General features: G+C 37.7%; 13 protein-coding genes. 7 read left to right on the top strand and 6 right to left on the bottom strand.

All coding sequences use genetic code 11. From position 1 onward, the window contains the following. Nucleotides 1-41 precede the first annotated feature (41 nt). Both ACOKFD_RS04900 and ACOKFD_RS04895 read left to right on the top strand, forming a co-directional pair. Entirely contained in the window at nt 42-1,076 is a 1,035-nt protein-coding gene (locus ACOKFD_RS04900; RefSeq protein WP_422860221.1) for an alpha/beta hydrolase family protein, read from the top strand. A 156-nt stretch (nt 1,077-1,232) separates the two neighbouring features. Continuing rightward, on the top strand, nt 1,233-1,859 hold the full coding sequence (locus ACOKFD_RS04895; RefSeq protein WP_422860220.1) for an HAD-IA family hydrolase: 627 nt from the start codon (nt 1,233-1,235) through the stop codon (nt 1,857-1,859). A gap of 107 nt (nt 1,860-1,966) precedes the next feature. On the opposite strand, the gene purB is transcribed toward ACOKFD_RS04895, so the two are convergent. Both purB and ACOKFD_RS04885 read right to left on the bottom strand, forming a co-directional pair. Continuing rightward, nucleotides 1,967-3,310: an adenylosuccinate lyase gene (gene purB, locus ACOKFD_RS04890; protein WP_298999167.1), complete on the bottom strand. Its 1,344-nt coding sequence runs from the start codon at nt 3,308-3,310 to the stop codon at nt 1,967-1,969. A gap of 45 nt (nt 3,311-3,355) precedes the next feature. Then, complete coding sequence (locus ACOKFD_RS04885; RefSeq protein WP_422860219.1) at nt 3,356-3,928, bottom strand: hypothetical protein; 573 nt, start codon at nt 3,926-3,928, stop codon at nt 3,356-3,358. A gap of 32 nt (nt 3,929-3,960) precedes the next feature. On the opposite strand from ACOKFD_RS04885, the gene ACOKFD_RS04880 reads away from it, so the two are divergent. Beyond that, complete coding sequence (locus ACOKFD_RS04880) at nt 3,961-4,434, top strand: heme-binding domain-containing protein (RefSeq protein ID WP_422860218.1); 474 nt, start codon at nt 3,961-3,963, stop codon at nt 4,432-4,434. Here ACOKFD_RS04880 and ACOKFD_RS04875 read toward each other — a convergent pair. Continuing rightward, complete coding sequence (locus tag ACOKFD_RS04875) at nt 4,397-5,056, bottom strand: SIR2 family NAD-dependent protein deacylase (protein WP_422860217.1); 660 nt, start codon at nt 5,054-5,056, stop codon at nt 4,397-4,399. The genes ACOKFD_RS04880 and ACOKFD_RS04875 overlap by 38 nt on opposite strands. Nucleotides 5,057-5,143: 87 nt before the next feature. Here ACOKFD_RS04875 and ACOKFD_RS04870 point away from each other — a divergent pair, with 87 nt between their 5' ends. Both ACOKFD_RS04870 and ACOKFD_RS04865 read left to right on the top strand, forming a co-directional pair. Continuing rightward, nucleotides 5,144-5,797: a TrmH family RNA methyltransferase gene (locus ACOKFD_RS04870; protein ID WP_422860216.1), complete on the top strand. Its 654-nt coding sequence runs from the start codon at nt 5,144-5,146 to the stop codon at nt 5,795-5,797. Nucleotides 5,798-5,836: 39 nt separating this feature from the next. Continuing rightward, on the top strand, nt 5,837-6,364 hold the full coding sequence (locus tag ACOKFD_RS04865; RefSeq protein WP_422860215.1) for an SRPBCC family protein: 528 nt from the start codon (nt 5,837-5,839) through the stop codon (nt 6,362-6,364). A 75-nt stretch (nt 6,365-6,439) separates the two neighbouring features. Here ACOKFD_RS04865 and ACOKFD_RS04860 read toward each other — a convergent pair whose 3' ends face one another. Both ACOKFD_RS04860 and ACOKFD_RS04855 read right to left on the bottom strand, forming a co-directional pair. Next, a complete protein-coding gene (locus ACOKFD_RS04860) occupies nt 6,440-7,147 on the bottom strand; it encodes a LytR/AlgR family response regulator transcription factor (protein ID WP_422860214.1) in 708 nt (235 codons plus the stop codon). Nucleotides 7,148-7,165: 18 nt separating this feature from the next. Then, a complete protein-coding gene (locus ACOKFD_RS04855) occupies nt 7,166-8,308 on the bottom strand; it encodes a sensor histidine kinase (protein WP_422860213.1) in 1,143 nt (380 codons plus the stop codon). Between the two features lie 325 nt (nt 8,309-8,633). Between ACOKFD_RS04855 and ACOKFD_RS04850 the strand changes: the two genes are divergently transcribed. Beyond that, entirely contained in the window at nt 8,634-9,518 is an 885-nt protein-coding gene (locus tag ACOKFD_RS04850; protein ID WP_422860212.1) for an ABC transporter ATP-binding protein, read from the top strand. 22 nt (nt 9,519-9,540) lie between these two features. Further along, nucleotides 9,541-13,119, top strand: a complete 3,579-nt coding sequence (locus tag ACOKFD_RS04845; RefSeq protein WP_422860211.1) for a M1 family aminopeptidase — start codon at nt 9,541-9,543, stop codon at nt 13,117-13,119. Between the two features lie 88 nt (nt 13,120-13,207). Here ACOKFD_RS04845 and ACOKFD_RS04840 read toward each other — a convergent pair whose 3' ends face one another. Beyond that, nucleotides 13,208-14,893, bottom strand: a complete 1,686-nt coding sequence (locus ACOKFD_RS04840; protein WP_422860210.1) for an alpha-amylase family glycosyl hydrolase — start codon at nt 14,891-14,893, stop codon at nt 13,208-13,210. Between the last annotated feature and the right edge of the window lie 33 nt (nt 14,894-14,926).

Here is a 14,926-nt window from a genome sequence, read left to right as displayed (position 1 = left end):
TTTGTCTCTAGATTGAATCAATCTAGAAAACCAATGGACAAATGAGAAAAACGCTACTAATTTTAGGGTCAATCGTCCTTTTTTCTTCTTCCGCACAAGAAGAAAAACGATTTAATATTGGGCAAACCTCCATCACTTTTGTTGATGAATCAAGGAATCGCCCCTTAGTTACAGAAATATGGTATCCTACTTTTGATAATTTTACAAAGAAAGAACCAAAGGACAACTCAAAGGAACTTTTTAAAACCATAAGTACTATATGGGGTGCAAAAGTTGCAGATGGAAAGTTTCCGCTATTGTTGGTTTCTCATGGAACCGGAGGTAATCGATTTTCATTGACATGGTTCATTGAAAAAATGGTAAAAGAAGGCTATATCGTAGTTTCTTTGGACCATTATGGGAATTCTACCTTTAATAAAATACCCAGAGAATTTGTAAAATGGTGGGAAAGAGCCATAGATGCCCAATATGTGCTTACTTGCATACTTGAGGATAAAGAAATTGGGACCAAAATTGATGGGACAAAAATAGGTGGAGTTGGCTTTTCTTTAGGCGGATATACCAACATCGCGTTGGCAGGAGGTTATGTAGATAGAACGCTAGGGGAACATCAAAAATCAGAGGATAGGCAAATGCCTCCCGAATTTCCTGAAACTGATGAAATCATAGATTTCGAAAAGGATAGTCTTATTATCTCTTCTTATAAGACGTATAAAGACAAGGTCAAGGATGCTCGGATAAAGGCATTCTTTGTAATGGCACCAGCTATTGGATTTGGATTTCATTCCCCAACGCAGACAGAGAAAATCACAGCGCCACTTTATATTGTAGCAGGGAAAGGGGATAGGAACACACCTATTAGGAATAATGCACTTAACTATCATAATTTAATTGCAAACAGCAAACTCCATTTATACGATGAAAATGTAGGGCACTACGTGTTCTTAAATGAACCTACGGAATTCGGCAAACAAGTGGCACTGGCTATTACCATAGACCATCCAAAGGTTGATAGAAAGGAAATACATGAAAAAACACTGGAATTGGCGCTTGCGTTTTTTGAGGAGAACCTGTAAAAACTCTTTTAATTCATTAATTAGAATGAGGTATTTATCGATTTAGGGCGATCTATTTCAATTAAAAACGCATAACTTCACTTGTCTGGCGATATGCTTCCTTGACACCTAGTGTTTCTTAATTTTGTGCATTGGTAGAACAAAATGGTTAAGTGTTTGATATTTGATTGTGATGGAACTTTAGTCGACAGTGAATTTCTTTGTAATCTCGGACTTGAAATTGGATTAAGGAACTATGGGATAGAGTCCTCTGCTACAACAATGATGGAGAAATATCGAGGAGGAAAGTTGGCAGATATTTTACGGTCTATTGAAAAAGAGTATAATGTTGTTTTAAAACAAGATTTTGTTTCAGAGTACCGTGAATTAGTTGATCAACTTTTTGAAAAAGAATTAAATCCATGTGAAGGAGTCCCTGAATTTCTAAATCAAAATACGCTTTCTAAATGTGTTGCCTCGAGTGGACCAATACAGAAAATTAACAAAGCTCTTGAAATAACGGATTTAAAAAAATATTTCGGGGACAATGTATTTAGCTCTTATGAGATAAACTCTTGGAAACCCGACCCCGAGATATTTCTACACGCAGCAGAAAAGATGGGTTTTTATCCTGATGAATGTTTAGTGATAGAGGATAGTATGAAAGGAATTGAATCTGGATTAGCAGCAGGAATGAAGACAATTCTATTTGACCCAATGGGTCTTTATGGCAATTTTAATGAAGTTCAACGTATTGACAAAATGAACAAATTAGATGCTATAATAGCGGCGTATAATACATGAGAAGCAATGAAGCAAAGGGTAAAACAAGGGTTAGTATAAAACTAAGAGGTTTGTGAGTAGAAATCCCCACTACTTATGCACGAAACCGATAACTACCTTATCTAAGATCACACACCGGTATAATTCGCCGGGGTTATTTTTTTCAACTCTTCTTTTATTTCAGATGAAACTTCAAGTGTTTCAATAAAATCAGCCATGGTCTTTTGGGTGATTTTTTCGTTGGTCCGGGTCAAGCCCTTTAGCGCTTCGTAAGGATTGGGATAGCCTTCCCTTCTTAATATGGTTTGAATAGCCTCGGCTACCACTGCCCAATTGTCTTCCAAGTCCTGCTCAAATTTATCAGCATTTAAAACCAATTTGTTCAACCCTTTTAAAGAGGACTGGAACCCTACCATAGTGTGTGCAAAAGGAACCCCTACGTTCCGCAAAACGGTACTATCTGTTAGGTCACGCTGTAGTCGGGAAATAGGGAGTTTTGCAGATAAATGCTCAAAAATCGCATTAGCCAAGCCTAAATTTCCTTCGGAGTTTTCAAAATCAATAGGATTCACTTTGTGCGGCATGGCGGAAGAACCGATTTCCCCTTTTTTGATCTTCTGTTTGAAATAATCCATGGAAATATACGTCCATATATCCCGGTTTAAATCAATCAAAATGGTATTAATTCGTTTTAACCCATCAAATAAAGCCGCCATATGATCATAATGCTCTATTTGTGTAGTTGGAAATGAATGATGCAATCCCAATTTTTCTTGAACGAATTGTTTACCAAAAGCTTTCCAGTCTATTTCTGGATAGGCCACTTTATGGGCATTATAGTTCCCTGTAGCACCACCAAATTTTGCCGCGCTGGGAACGTCGTTCAACAAATTGAGTTGTTCTTTGAGCCGTTCTACAAAAACATCGATTTCCTTTCCCAAACGGGTAGGGGAGGCCGGCTGCCCATGGGTTCGCGCAAGCATAGGGATGTTGGCCCATTCCGAAGCCAGTGCCTTAAGCTTTTCAAAAACCTGAAAATATAGAGGAACATATATCTCATTCATAGCCTCTTTGATGGAAAGAGGAATGGCTGTGTTATTGATGTCCTGAGAGGTAAGGCCGAAGTGAATGAATTCCTTGTATTTCTCTAATCCAAGAGCATCAAACTTTTGTTTGATAAAGTACTCAACAGCTTTGACATCGTGATTGGTAGTTTTTTCAATCTCTTTGATGGCTGATGCATCTTCAGCACTGAAATTCAGATAAATTCCCCTCAAAGCTTCGAACTTTGTGGAATCAAAATGGGCCAATTGGGGCAAGGGAATTTCACAGAGTGCTATGAAATATTCAATTTCTACAAGAACGCGGTATTTTATCAAAGCCTTCTCCGAAAAGTAATTTTGAAGGGCTTCGGTTTTATTTTGATATCTACCATCTACGGGTGAGATGGCATTTAGTGAAGACAAGGACATTTGGCTCTGGTTTTAAAGCGGCAAATATACTCAAACTTAAACAGTTTAGTATCCCATGGCCACCAGCCTATCCAATGTTTTTGCAGCTCTATTCTTATAACCGGAAGTGCCTTTTGCTATGGTTTCTTCCAAAACAAGTTTAAGTTCGGGATGTATCCAATGGAACTGCATTCCTAAATAGTATAAACTGGTCATGGAAAACACCTTTGCCGCTATTTTATGTTGCCCTATGAGCCAGTCAAAGCAAGCGGTCATGATTCGCTCCAATTGATTGGAGCTGATATTTTCAATAAAGATTTTATCTTTTTTTTCAAAATAAGCTTCAGTTACCATCTGGCAAATATGGGCCATAGGCCGTATACAGGATTCCGATTTCATTTCGGCCAATCCTAAAGTGAATTCTTCAAAATAGGGGAGCAGGTAAACCAATCTTTTTCTTAGAAGATGGTCCAAGACCCAACTGGCATTGAATTCATCAATTTTATCTTGTTCAAAAACTTGGTTCAATAAGGTTAACGTAAGTTCAGGATGCTGTTCGAGTTGACCTACCAGCGCGTTTATTTTTACTTTGGAAAGCCGACCTGAATTTAATTTGGAGTACAATTGTTGTTCAGTCACAAAATATTATTTTTACGAAAACAGCCTATCAGATGAAAATAGCAAAAAAAATAGGAATCGTACTATTGGTAGTTTTAATTGGAATGCAGTTTTATCGTCCTGAGAAAAACCTTTCCGAAGGAGACTATGTGGCAGCTTTTGAGAAAGAGACCCAGCCAAGTCCAGAAGTTCAAAAAATACTGGAAACCACCTGTTATGATTGCCATAGCGCCCATACCAAGTACCCATGGTATAGTAATATTGCGCCAATTTCCTATTGGATGGACGGTCATATTGAAGAAGGTAAAGAACACCTTGATTTTTCAGAATGGCCAAATCTTACCGCAAAAAAGAAAGACCATAAGCTCGATGAATTTATAGAATATGTGGAAAATGGTGAAATGCCCTTAAAAGAGTACACTTGGACCCACAAAGATGCTAGATTGACAGAAGACCAAAGAAAGATGCTAATGGATTGGGCAACCGAAGCTAGGACACGTTACCAAGTAGCTCAGATACCAAACTAGGAACACCCTCAACAGCCGTTTTGGAAAGAATGGTCAGGTTGTTAAAATCCAATGGATTGACACTGGGTTTTGGATCTACAAAGTAAATGGGAGTTCCAGGATTTACATAATGAATTAGACTAGCCGCTGGATATACCTGCATTGAGGTCCCAATAATGATTAGAATATCGGACTGTTGCGTAATATGGGCCGCCGTTTCCAATAAGGGAACCATCTCGCCAAACCATACAATATGGGGTCGGAGTTGATGACCATCTTCGTCTAAATCGCCCAGAACCAAATCCTTTTTCCATTCCAAGACATGGTTTTCATTTGCGGTACTTCGCACTTTGAACAGTTCACCATGTAGGTGTATCACATGTTTGCTGCCTGCCTGTTCATGAAGATTATCTACATTTTGAGTAACGATGCTTACATCATACGTATCCTCCAGTTCTACAAGAGCTTTATGCCCTTCATTGGGATTTACTTGAAGTAATTGACGACGACGTTGGTTATAAAACTCAAGTACCAACTCTGGATTTTTTGCAAAACCCTGTGGTGAGGCAACCTCCATCACATCATGGCCTTCCCAAAGCCCATTGGAGTCTCTAAAGGTTTTTAATCCGCTTTCAGCGCTCATTCCAGCCCCAGTTAGCACTGCTATTTTTTGTTTTTCTAACATGTAGCCCTAAAAATAACAAATTCAATTTTTGCTAACTTGTTCCTTATGTTCGAAGATGATTTGTTGACCTATTTGGAGGGTTTTTTAACCGAAGGGAGAAAGCAACGTTTTTTGGATGTGCTTGCCCAACGCACCCGTTTTTTAACGGTTGCCATAGAAGATGTGTACCAATTGCACAATACCAGTGCGGTGATTCGCAGTTGTGATGCCTTTGGAATTCAAGATGTGCATGTGGTTGAAGACCGTTTTGGAAAACGCTTGGACAAGAATATTGCCATGGGAGCGGAACAATGGGTGGATGTTCATCGCTATGGGACAACTACAGAATGTATTAATACCCTAAAAGAAGGAGGTTATAAAATAATAGCTACTACTCCTCATAATGATTCCAATTATTTAAAGGATTTTAAGTTAGAATCAAAAACTGCACTTTTCTTTGGAACTGAAAAGGAAGGATTAAGTGAAGAGGTTATGCAATGTGCAGATGGCTTCCTTAAAATTCCAATGGTTGGTTTTTCTGAAAGTTTGAATATTTCCGTTTCTGCGGCTATCATCATTCAAGAACTATCTGAACAGCTAAGAAACTCTGAGTTAATTTGGCAATTATCCCCAATTGAAATCTTAGAAAAACGAATGGATTGGACCAAAAAATCAATTAAGGACGTGGAAGGGATTATCAGCAGATACCTTATAGATTAATGTTTTTTGTATTTTTAAGCATAACCAATTCAAAAACAAATGATTACTGTACTTTACATTTTAGGCGGCATTGTATTATTGATAATTGTTCTTGCCCTGATTGCACCAAAGAGTTATAACGTTTCCCGTTCTATTGAAATTGGAAAACCCAAGGCTGAGGTTTTTGAAAACCTAAGATTCTTAAAAAAGCAGGATGCGTGGTCTCCGTGGAATAAAAAAGACCCTAACATGAATAAGAAGTTTACGGGAACGGATGGTGAAGTTGGCGCGGTAAGCTACTGGAACGGAAATAAAGATGTAGGAGAAGGAGAGCAGGAAATCACTAAAATTGTAGACGGCGAACGAATAGAATCGGAACTTCGTTTTTTAAAACCATGGAAGTCTGTTTCGGATGCCTATCTTACTACAGAAGAAATTACTGCAAATAGCACTAAGGTAACCTGGGGCTTTTCAGGCAAAAACAAATTCCCAGCAAGTATCTTCATGCTGTTTATGAATATGGACAAAGCGGTTGGTGGCGACTTTGAAGAAGGGTTGGCCAGTTTAAAATCCATATTGGAAGATTAGCATCCCTTTATGTAATGTTCACTCTTTTAGGTTTGAAACTAATTTAATACAAGAGATGGTTGCTTGTAGTATCATTCATTTATTAAATAGATTGTTCACCCCGGCTTTATAAGTTTGACCAATAGGAATTTTATGTTTTCCTATACGGATTTGGTTTCCTTGGATTATTTCAATCCTATCTGTTCCTACTAAGAACGATTTATGAACTCGAAGAAACTTCTCTTTTGGTAGTATCTTTTCAAGAACTGAGATTTTCTCGTGGGTCACGATTGTATTTTCTGCCACATATACTTTAGAATAATTTCCATATGCCTCTATAAATAGAATATCGTCGGCCTGAATTTGGTGATGCTTTTTGTCACCCTTCAGGAACAGGCGAATTTCTTTGGGATTACCTTGTACAGACGTTTTTTGAGATGATTGGTTCGTATCCCCCATTGAAATGGCTTTATTTACCGCTTTTAGAAAACGAGCGAATGAAAAAGGTTTTAGAAGATAATCTACTATCTCTAGTTCATACCCTTCAAGGGCAAATTCTTTAAATGCTGTAGTGACTATTATTTTAGGTGGGTTGGACATAGTTTTGAGCCATTCAAAACCGGTCATTTTAGGCATTTTGATATCTAAAAATATAAGATCAATCTTTTTATTGGTTATAAGTGCCGAAGCTTCAAAAGCATTATAAGCATTACCCACTTTGTTTAAATGGGAAAGTTCATCACAATAGCCTTCAATAATGCGATGGGCTATGGGTTCGTCATCAATGATACAATAGGTCAACATGCTTTTTCAATTACGGCATTATGTGTTGATAATCAAATTTACTTTGTAAATATCTTCGGTTTGTTCAATTTGAATGGAATGCCTCTTGGAATAAATATGTTCCAATCTTTTCCTTAAGTTATCTAAACCTATCCCTGTTTTACTGGTATTCTTAGCGGCTTGGTAATTATTTTCAATACTAAATAGAATTTGCTTTTTTTCTGTTCGCAACTCCAAGTGAATGAGAGCATTTTCAGTTAGACCATCTACACCATGTTTAAAAGCATTTTCCAATAAAATAATAAAAAGCAAGGGAGCTACTTTTATTTGCTTATCAACTTCGTGAATAAACTGTATGTCAACTTTTTTCTGATGTCTAATTTCATGTAGTTCGATATAGGTCTGCATATAGCGTATTTCGTCAACAAGCATCACCATATCCTTTTTTCCTTCGTAAATAGTGTAACGCATCATATCGGAAAGCTTTAACACTAATTCAGGGGCTTGGTCGGATTTCTCTATGACAAGGCCATAGAGATTATTCAAGGTATTAAAGAAAAAATGGGGGTTTACTTGACTTTTAAGCAAAGCCAGCTCTGTATTGGTCTGATTTGATTTGATGGTAATGAGCCAATTTATTTGTTGGTATATCCACATGATAAACGTGAGAGATACGGATAAGGTGACAAAGTAGACAATGATTTGTAGATGAACTTCCTTAAAATTAATCGCTGTTCTAAAACTATAGAAATAAAGAATTGAGGCTACATAAATACCCACCACGATAAACTTATATTTTTTAAATATATCAGGTAGCAGCAAGTAGAATATGCCCAACCAAAAAAGAATCAAAGCAGGTAAGGTAATGGGATTGTTTACCGGTAACTTGAGGTATTCTGTGGTAATTACGACCGTGAGTAACAATGAAAATACTCCTAGCACTTTATACGCTGACAATCTGGCCACTAAAAAGGTAGTAACAAGCCAAATCAATAGAAAACCGATAGTATTTGTAGCGAAAATGATTGGGTTGAATTTTCCTGCGGAGGAGATAGGGTACCATACTTCGAAACCAAATAAAATAAGAATTGCCGTCATGGCAATGATAAATCCTAAAATTATAGAACGTTTATTTTTTTTAACTAGATCTCCCAACAGAGATGCTTTGGAATCTTTGGTCATTTTCTTAGAATCGCAGGCATTGCCAATAGTTTACAAAATTAAAACAGTATCGCTAGGTAAACGATAATTTGTGACCAACGCTTACTTTTTTGTATTGAACGTGGCCATTTTTTAGTTCAACCCCTTTTGTCTTTATGTAAGCTGTTTGTGTGCGTCTTTTTTAAGAGCTCATCAAAATAATTGAGAGGTACTTTAGACTCACTCTATGTTTGGATTGAATTAAAAAATCGAATCATATGAAACGCATCATCTATCAAATTCTTGAGAGAAGTTTTAGCATCAAAATGTTGTATTCTGATTATGTATCAATCAAAAAAAACTTGGTATGGGCACACTGAGTATAAGCAATGTATCAAAGACCTATCCAAATGGGGTAAAAGCCTTGAACAATGTGTCTTTGGAGATCAAAAACGGCATGTTTGGTCTTTTGGGGCCAAATGGCGCGGGAAAATCTTCTTTAATGCGCACGCTGGCTACTTTGCAAGATGCTGATTCTGGCATGATACGCTTAAATGATATTGATGTACTGAATAATCCCATTGAAATACGTAAAGTATTGGGGTATTTGCCCCAAGAGTTTGGTGTTTACCCTAGTATAAGCGCTGAACAGCTGCTTAACCATTTAGCTATTTTAAAGGGTATATCGAATAATAGGGAGCGCAAGAATTTGGTAAAATACCTTTTGCATAAGGTTAATCTATATCATAAACGCAATAAGCATGTCAAAGGTTTCTCAGGTGGTATGAAACAACGTTTGGGCATTGCACAAGCGCTTATTGGGAATCCAAAACTGGTTATAGTAGATGAACCAACAGCGGGCTTAGATCCTGGAGAGCGTAATCGTTTTTACAATTTGTTGTCCGATTTAGGCGAGAAAGCAATTGTGATTCTATCTACCCATATTGTTGATGACGTTAGGGAACTTTGCACAAAAATGGCCATAATGCATTCGGGGGAAATCGTTTATCACGGGTCACCCCAAAAAGCTATTGATGAACTTAAGGGTAAAGTATATCAAAAAATAGTGAATCGCCATCAGTTGGATGAATACGCGAAAAACTATAGCATTATTTCCAACAAAATGGTAGGTGGCCAACCTTTGATTCATGTGCTTAGTGAGGACCATCCACAAGATGGTTTTGAACAAGTTAGTCCCAATTTGGAAGATGTCTTTTTTTCAAGAATCAACACCCTAAATGTAGTTGTATAGTCCTCATTAACCTTTATTGACAATGTTTAAAACATTCTTTTTTTCAGAACTGAAATATACGCTCAGGCAGCCTTTTGTCTACGTTTACATATTCATTTTTGCCTTGATGGCATTTTTTCCCGTAATCAGTGATAAGGTTCAAATAGGTGGCGCAATTGGCAGTTTTCATCGTAATTCACCCTTTACACTTACGCAATATGTGACCACACTTTGCCTTATTTCTTTAGTAATGGCGATTGCTTTCTTCAACAACGCAGCTTTACGAGATTATCACAATGAGTTTCAAGAAGTTTTGTTCTCTACCCCGTTAGGTAAATCCGGATACTTTTTTGGACGCTTTTTTGCGGCTTTATTGGTTTCTACCTTACCCTTGTTGGGCGTATTTGTGGGGATGCTAATGGGTACCTATACAAACGCGATTTTCGAATGGCAAGATGTAAATCGCTTTGGGCCATTTTACCTTGACATGTTTCTAAACAATTATCTGCTCTTTATTCTACCCAATATGTTCTTGGCAGGCACCATTATTTATGCTTTGGCACATACTTGGAAGAGCACGGTTATTTCTTTTGTAGGAAGTTTAATGATCGTTGTTATCTATATCATTTCAAATACGCTTACCTCGGATATTAATAATGAAACCATTGCTGGGTTATTGGATGTTTTTGCAATTAACACCTACGACCTTGAAACCAAATACTACACAACTTTTGAAAAAAATACAATCAGCCCTAATTTCTCAGGATTGTTGTTACATAATCGGTTATTGTGGTTTTCGTTTGGAGTTATTGTATTACTGATATCATACTTTAAATTTTCTTTTCGGCGAAAAAATAAGTACGTTAAGATAGTATTAGAGGATGGTCTTAAGGAAGAAACCATTTTTGAGTCGCCAAGGCTTAGCCCTACATTTATGGCTAACACTTCTTGGCTTCAGTTTAAAAGTTTTTTCTACACGGATTTCTTGAGCATTTTAAAGAGTACAACGTTTAAAATTCTATTCCTGTTTTGTGCCATTATTTTGATTGTGGATTTAGGAAGAGGCTTTGAAAATTTGGGATTACAGTCGTACCCCTTAACCTATAAAGTTCTTGATTCAATTGAAGGTAAAACAACCTTGTTCCTTGTTGTGATTGCCATATTTTTTAGTGGGGAATTAATATGGAGAGACCGAGATGCTAAAATAAACGAGGTTATTGATGCTACCGCGCATACCTCTTTTATAGCTGTGGCTGCAAAAATGGTATCGTTAGTGTTCACCGCCGTAATTCTCAATTTGTTTTTTATCGCAGTAGGTGTGGGTTATCAGTTGCTAAATGGCTATACCCGCATTGAACTTGATGTCTATGTATTGGATTTTTTCTATGGAAACCTACCCTTGTTCATTACATTTTCTGGAATTACCATATTAGTTCAGGTGATGACAGGCAATAAATATGTCGGCTATTTTATTGCAATTCTAATTCTCTTTGTTTTTGAAAGTGTACTTCAAATTTTGGAAATACGTTCCATTATGTTGAATGTAATCAATGGGCCTCGTTTGCAATACTCTGATATGGACGGTTTCGGCCCAGGGCTTAAAGCTGCACTTTGGTACAACCTATATTGGGTTTTATTCTCCATTTTAGGCTTACTTTTTGCCGGAGCCATATGGAATCGCGGAGTGAAAAGGTCTGTTTTGGAGAGACTGAAAAGAGCAGGGAAAGAAGTGCCCAAAAACTATCGGGTTAGTACTGCGATTGTAGCTATCGTCTGGCTATGCTTTGCCGGTTTTGTGTTCTACAACACCCAAGTATTAAACTCCTACGATTCTGATGGTACTAAAGAACAACTCGCAGCGGCCTATGAGAAGAAATATGGAAGATATAGAAATGTGATATCCCCTAAGATAACGGATGCCAAATATCATATCGATATCTTTCCTTCAGACAGAAATGTCCATGTAAAAGCAGCCATAGAGCTTACCAATGCTTCTTCGCGAGCTATCGATTCTTTGCATTTTTACGGTAAAGACAATTGGGATTGTAGTTTGGATATTCCAACCTCAACTATCGAATATACCGATGAAACCTATGACTACACCATTTACAAGCTTGACCCTCCATTGCAACCCGGTCAAAAAATAGTTGTGAAAATGGATAGTAGGTACATTACAAAAGGTTTTAAGAACCATAGAGGCAATACCAAGATTGTCAACAATGGCACTTTTATCAACAACAAAGATATCTTACCCGTTATGGGATATAATCACGACTTGGAATTGAACGATTATAATACGCGCAGAGAATACGGTCTTCCCGCTAAAGAAGGTATGCCTAAGCTAGCTAAGACCTTGGGAGAACCCCATATGCGTAATTATGCCTTTAGAGGTCAATCCGATTTCATCAATGTTGAGACTATTATATCTACCTCTAAAGACCAAGTTGCAGTTGCCGCTGGATCTTTGGTGAATCAATGGGAAGAAAAGGATAGAAAGTATTACCACTATAAAATAGATACTCCCTCTTTAAACTTTTATTCCTTTTTGTCGGCAGATTATCAAATTGCAAGACGCAAGTGGCAGGGTATTGATATAGAAATCTACTACGATGAAAAACATGATGTCAATATAGAAATGATGCTTGATGCTGTCCAACGCTCATTAGAGTATTATACCAAAAATTTTGGGCCGTATTACCATAAACAGGCACGTATAATTGAATTTCCACGTTACTCAAAATTTGCGGAAGCATACCCAGGTACAATGCCTTACTCGGAGGCCCTTGGATTTGTAATGAATCTGGAAGATAAAACGGACAACAATGTCATCGATTGGGTCATAGCACATGAAATGGCCCATCAATGGTGGACGCACCAGTTGATTGGAGCCGATATGCAAGGAGCCAAAATGCTTAGTGAAAGCTTTGCAGAATATTCATCATTAATGACCTTGAAAAGGATATCTGGCAACCCTATGAAAATGCGCAAGTTTTTAAAGTACAATCATGATGGCTATTTAGGTGGCAGGAGTAGCCATCGCGAAAAAGAATTACCATTGTACAAGACAGAAAACCAAGGTTTCATTCATTATGGCAAAGGCAGCATAGCTTTGTTTGCACTTCAGGATTACATTGGTGAAGACAAAGTAAACGCTGCAATGAAAAGTCTTTTGGAAGAATATAAATATAAAGGACCACCATATCCAAGTTCACATGATTTTTTACGTCATTTAGAACCTCAGGTTCCCGATTCTTTAAAATATCTTATAAACGACTGGTTTAAAAAGATTATAGTGTACGACAATCGTTTAAAAGATGCACACTATACAAAGTTGGACAACAATAAATATGCTGTAACCTTAGAAATTGAAAGTGTAAAAAATGAGTCTGATAGTTTTGGAAATGAGAGTGAAGTAGCGATTGATGACTGGATTGATGTAGGATTTTTTATGGATGACGATGAAGAACAATTATATCAACAAAGACGACTAAAATTTGATAAGGAAAAAACTTCCGTTACAATACTTCTGGACTCACTTCCAGTTAAAGCAGCAATAGACCCAAGGCATCTATTAATTGACAGAAGATATTCAGATAATATAAAGGCTATCCGTCTGGAATAAGAGAAGTGGTGTCCAATGAATGCGTTGTCCTTTTTAAAATGGATTCGTAAAAGGTGTTTATGAACTCAACCAAAAGGAGTCGGAGGTTTTACTCCCGAAGTTCCAAAAGCGCAATATCGTAATCGTTTTCAAGGTTCACTTTTCCTTTGACAACCATTACTTCTGTTCCGGAGTAGGTATCATAGAGGGTAGTGCCATCTCCAAAGAAACCTTTTACAGTCAATGATTTTTTTCCTTTAGGAAGATTTAACCCTATTGCGACCTTGTCTTTGTAATCCCCATTGGTATAGGTTCGGGAAAACACATAAGGCGATTTTGAGAGTCTTTTGTGTTTGCCAGCTCCAACCGCCGGATGGTCTCTTCTAAATTGTCCGAGCTTTTGCCAATGCTTGTGGATATTTTGAATTTGAGGTAAGCTGTCCAAATCTTCCCAGTTCATAAATGAACGTAGTGTTGCATCTCCCTCAGTCCCATCAATAATTAAACTTCTGGAAGTTTCATCACCATAGTACACTTGGGAGGCTCCCGGAGTAAGAAGAAGCATATTTGCGGAGCGAATGGGCTTCTTTCGCTCTTTGTCAAAAGGGCTACCATCATCATGCGAGGTAAGGTAATTCAATACGCTTTTGCCTTTAAGTTTGGTGTGCAATAACTTGCTATACTTCTTAAAAACCTTTTCGTAATCGTCGTTGGCATCAATCTTTAAATCAAAATTGATTAAACTTTTAAAGCCATAATCAAAGAAGTCAACCTTTTTGTCGCCAAAATCAAATTCACGTCCTCCGGTTATACCGTAGTTGTATACCTCTCCAACCATGTAGAAAGAATTGTCATCCAATATTTGATCTGGATGTTTTTTCTTCCAGGTTTCAAAAGCGTAGGTCGCCTCCGCATAGAGGTCTGACCATGCATTTTCATTTACATGTTTTACGGTATCCACACGAAAGCCATCCACCCCAAAATCGTTAATATAATCTGTTAACCACTTGATGATATAAAACCGCGGAGCTCTGGGATACCCGGTACGTTCAAAAAATAGCTGTAACTCGTCCAATTCTTGGCTGAGCCTACCTTCTTCCTTCCATTTAGCCAAAAGGGCATCGGGTAGCTCAACAGGCTCATTGGATTCCGTCAAAATATCTGGAAGGTTATTGACCAAGGTACAGGCGGTAGTATTATCGTAGGTGGTGAATTCGCAAGTTGGGTCAGTTCTTACCCAATCAGAAGGCCAAACGGGGTCTTTCTCGGTAACAGGTCCAGTATGGTTCAAAACAACATCCAAAAGAACACGTATTCCTTTGGAATGTGCGGTTTTTACCAATTTTTCCAAATCTTTTCGAGTGCCAAAATTGGGGTCTATTGCAGTCCAATCCTTGGCCCAATAGCCATGATAAGCATAAGTTTTTCCGGTTCCCTCATCAGTTGCTGAATGAATTTGTTCCACCACAGGGGTAAACCAAATGGCATTTATGCCCAAATCCGTAAAATAGCCGTCTTCAATTTTTTGGATGATTCCTTGCATGTCTCCACCTTCAAAACCTCGCAAAACCGCAGTTTCCTCGGTTCTTTCGAAACTCACATCTTTATCAGGATTACCATTGTTGAAGCGATCGGTCAAAAGGAAATAGACATTGGCCCCTTCCCAAACAAATGGCACTTGTTTTTTTTGTGTTATATCTTCAACTATCAAATCTTGTTTTTGAGGTTTTTTTTCAGCTTTCTTGCAGCCGAAAATAGCAGATAGTACTAACATAACAGTAAGTAGTTTTCTCATTCGTTGGGATTTTGCCTAAAGCTATAAAATGAA

It is taken from the genome of Flagellimonas ulvae (assembly GCF_049333175.1).
GTDB lineage: Bacteria > Bacteroidota > Bacteroidia > Flavobacteriales > Flavobacteriaceae > Flagellimonas.
The sequence above is the reverse complement of the archived record's forward strand: the minus strand, read 5'-3'. Positions and strand labels throughout refer to the sequence as shown.

Bases quoted from the DNA above. Each gene is read 5' to 3' on its own strand.
- ACOKFD_RS04900 (WP_422860221.1), top strand. From the start codon at position 42: ATGAGAAAAACGCTACTAATTTTAGGGTCAATCGTCCTTTTTTCTTCT.
- purB (WP_298999167.1), bottom strand. From the start codon at position 3,310: ATGTCCTTGTCTTCACTAAATGCCATCTCACCCGTAGATGGTAGATAT.
- ACOKFD_RS04880 (WP_422860218.1), top strand. From the start codon at position 3,961: ATGAAAATAGCAAAAAAAATAGGAATCGTACTATTGGTAGTTTTAATT.
- ACOKFD_RS04875 (WP_422860217.1), bottom strand. From the start codon at position 5,056: ATGAGCGCTGAAAGCGGATTAAAAACCTTTAGAGACTCCAATGGGCTT.
- ACOKFD_RS04870 (WP_422860216.1), top strand. From the start codon at position 5,144: ATGTTCGAAGATGATTTGTTGACCTATTTGGAGGGTTTTTTAACCGAA.
- ACOKFD_RS04865 (WP_422860215.1), top strand. From the start codon at position 5,837: ATGATTACTGTACTTTACATTTTAGGCGGCATTGTATTATTGATAATT.
- ACOKFD_RS04860 (WP_422860214.1), bottom strand. From the start codon at position 7,147: ATGTTGACCTATTGTATCATTGATGACGAACCCATAGCCCATCGCATT.
- ACOKFD_RS04855 (WP_422860213.1), bottom strand. From the start codon at position 8,308: ATGACCAAAGATTCCAAAGCATCTCTGTTGGGAGATCTAGTTAAAAAA.
- ACOKFD_RS04850 (WP_422860212.1), top strand. From the start codon at position 8,634: ATGGGCACACTGAGTATAAGCAATGTATCAAAGACCTATCCAAATGGG.
- ACOKFD_RS04845 (WP_422860211.1), top strand. From the start codon at position 9,541: ATGTTTAAAACATTCTTTTTTTCAGAACTGAAATATACGCTCAGGCAG.
- ACOKFD_RS04840 (WP_422860210.1), bottom strand. From the start codon at position 14,893: ATGAGAAAACTACTTACTGTTATGTTAGTACTATCTGCTATTTTCGGC.